Annotated in this window: 2 protein-coding genes; both read right to left on the bottom strand. The window is 71.8% G+C overall.

Annotation, left to right across the window (positions count from 1 at the left end; genetic code table 11):
• Positions 1–6: 6 nt before the first annotated feature.
• Positions 7–1,017 (bottom strand): DUF2332 domain-containing protein, encoded by a 1,011-nt coding sequence (locus ABD719_RS18550; RefSeq protein WP_344694852.1) that lies wholly within the window; start codon positions 1,015–1,017, stop codon positions 7–9.
• A 56-nt stretch (positions 1,018–1,073) separates the two neighbouring features.
• Complete coding sequence (locus tag ABD719_RS18545) at positions 1,074–2,918, bottom strand: methyl-accepting chemotaxis protein (protein ID WP_344694853.1); 1,845 nt, start codon at positions 2,916–2,918, stop codon at positions 1,074–1,076.
• Positions 2,919–2,947 lie beyond the last annotated feature (29 nt).

Genomic DNA, 2,947 nt, shown 5'->3' with positions numbered 1-2,947 from the left:
CTCCCGTCATGACTGAAGCCATTTGATCCACTCACCATAGGGGTGGCAGGTGGCGAGGTGGTGGGTGGTGCCGCCGGGCCAGCAGGTGAGCATCAGGCGGACCTCGCGGCGGCATTCGGTCCACTCGAAGCCGGTCCAGGCGAGCGGCCGGGTCGGGTCGGCACGGGTGCCGGCGCGGTGGATGGCGGCGACGATCGCGGCACGCTGCCCGGGCTCGAGATATTGCAGCACCATCGAATGGAAGACGACCCGGCACAGCCCGGCCGGCTGCGGCGTCGCCAGTTGCCGCGGCAGCCAGCGGGTGAGATCGCCCCGGTCGATCACCGGCGGATGCGCCTGCGCCAGCGCGATCGCCCGGGTCAGCCGGCCGGCGCGGTCGGGGTCGTCGGTCCAGGCGAAGGCGGAGAGCCGCGCGCACGCGGCGGCATCGGTGACGTCGAGCGGCCGAAGGTCGACGCCGCGCGCGGCCGCGATCCGTACCACGCCAGCGGGTGGCGGCGGCCCCTGCCAGACGGGCGCGACGAGGACGGGCGAGGCTTCCGGCCCTACCCGGCGACCGCCCAGATCGTAACGGTAACGGGCCAGGTTCAGGTTCAGCCCCGCGCTCGAGCCCAGCTCGATCAGCGTGAAGGGCAGGTCGAACGTCGCGGCCACGACCATCAGCGCCGCCATGATCGCCCCGGCGCGCGCGACCTCGTTGGTCTGGGGCGGATCGCGCATCCAGCCGACGATGAAATCGTCGTGCCCGGCGATCACCGCACCCACCGCCGCATCGACATCGTCATGCTCGTGGCGAAGCAGCGCGGCGAGCGCGGTCCCTTCGTCGGTGCGGGCCAGCGCATGCAGCGCGCCGTTGAAGCGCATCGCCAGACCGGCGGCGGCGGCATCCCCCGGCCAGCCGCGGATCAGCGCGGCGGTCCGCGGCGCCCGGTGGAGCTGGCGTTGCCCGGCGTCGAGCAGCGCGGCGACGAACGGCTGGCCCAGCGCGCGCAGCACCACCGCCTGCCGCGCCAGCACCGCCCCGTCCGGCGCCTCGCCTTCGGATGCCGCCTCGATGGCCGACAGGAAGATGTCTAGAACTCCTGCCAGTCGTCATCCGCGCGGACCAGCGCGGTAACGGCGGCGGCGGGCAGGTTACGGACCGGGCCGGCGAAGCGCGCCGGCGTCATCTGCCGGCCGGCAGGCCGGGCCGAGCCACGCCGGGCGGTGACGAAGCGCCCCGCCTGATCGGCGAGACTGCCGACTTCGGTGGACAGGTTGCGCGCGGCAGCCGAAGTTTCCTCGACCATCGCGGCGTTCTGCTGGGTCGACTGGTCCATCGTGCCGATCGCGGCGGATATCTGGGTGATCGCCGCCGACTGCGCCTGGTTGTCCGCCGCCATCGTCGCCAGCAGTTCGTGGACCTGCGCCACGTCGCCCGAGATGTTGGCGAGCGCGCCGTCAACCTTCGTCACCGCCTCGACCGCAGTGACGATGTCGGTCTGCGTCACCGTCAACTGGTCACGCGCGCGCTTGGCTTCCTCTTCGGCCCGCATCGCGAGGGCGGAGACAAGATCGGCGACGACTGCGAAGCCGCGTCCGGCATCGCCCGCCCGGCCCGCCTCGACCGCGGCGTTCATCGCCAGCACGCGGGTCTGGAAGGCGATCTTGTCGAGCCCCTCGATCACCGAGTCGATGCCCTTGGCGCTGTCCGACACCCGGCCCATCGCCTGCACCGCTTCATCCGCCACCGCACGGCCGCCACCGACCGTGGCGATCGCCTGATCGGCGCGTTCCACCGTCCGCGTCGCCGCGACCGCCGAGGCGCGCAGGCGGCCGTCCATCTGCGTGACCGAGGCGGCCGTCTCTTCCAGCGAGGCGGCGTTGCTTTCGGTACGGCGTGCGAGGTCTTCGGACGCCTGCGCGATCTCGCCGGAGCCGGTGCGGATCGCGGTCGCGCTCTCCGACACCGAGCCGATCAGATCGTGCAGCCGGACCAGCGCCTCGTTGAAGTTCGTCCGGAGCGCGGCATAGTCCTCGGGAAAGTCCGCGGTGATCCGTGCGGTCAGGTCGCCATCGGACAGCCGGGCCAGCTGCGTCGATACCGTGTCGACCACCAGCTTCTGCGCGACATCGGCCTGCGCCTTGGCGGCATCGGCGGCCTGCTTGGCGATCGCGGCATCCTGGAACACCGACACCGCCCGCGCCATCGCGCCCAGTTCGTCGCCCCGGTCGGTGGCGGGCACGGTGACGTCGGTGCGGCCCGTCGCCAGTTCGGCCATCGTCCGCGTCAGTGCCGTCACCGGGCGCGAGATCGCCCGGGCCAGCAGCACCGCCAGCAGCACCGCCAGTCCGATCAGCAGAATGCCGCCGACCGCCATCGCAGCGAAGCCCATCGCGATGGCGCCTTCCTGACGGGTGGCGTTGCGCGCGATCGCGCTCGTCTCGGCATCGCGGATCGCGCGCAGCGGCAGCACCGCCGCACTCACCAGCACCGCCTTGCCGGCGCCGCGCACCTCGTCCTCCGCCGCGGCCCGCGCCCCGCCCTTCACCCGGGCGATCAGCCGGTCGCCCCAGTCGCGCCGCCAGGCCAGCGTCTCGCGCCGCGAGGTCAGCAGCGCGTCGCGTTCCGCCCCGCTCAGCACCGTCGCCAGTCCGGCGGCGGTCGCATCATATTCGACCCGCGCCTCCTCGTAGGATTTCAGATAGGTCGGATCCGCCGTCACCAGATAGCCACGCAACTGGCTGTTCTGGCGCAGCAGCGACGTCTCCAGCGTCTGCGCGCGGGCGTAGAGCGACTGGCTGGCGTTGCTCTCCACCGTCGCCTCCCGGATCGCGCTGAAGTTGGTGTACAGCACCACCATCATCGCCAGCGCCGCTGCACAGATCAGCAGGAACGACAGGCCCAGTTTGCGGGATATGCTCATCGCCGTCAGCATCGGCATCGCCTAACTCGAAGAAAGAAACA

The organism is Sphingomonas cynarae (genome assembly GCF_039537815.1).
Taxonomy (GTDB): domain Bacteria; phylum Pseudomonadota; class Alphaproteobacteria; order Sphingomonadales; family Sphingomonadaceae; genus Sphingomonas; species Sphingomonas cynarae.
This window is presented reverse-complemented; position numbering and strand designations above follow the sequence as displayed.

Bases quoted from the DNA above. Each gene is read 5' to 3' on its own strand.
- ABD719_RS18545 (WP_344694853.1), bottom strand. From the start codon at position 2,918: ATGCTGACGGCGATGAGCATATCCCGCAAACTGGGCCTGTCGTTCCTG.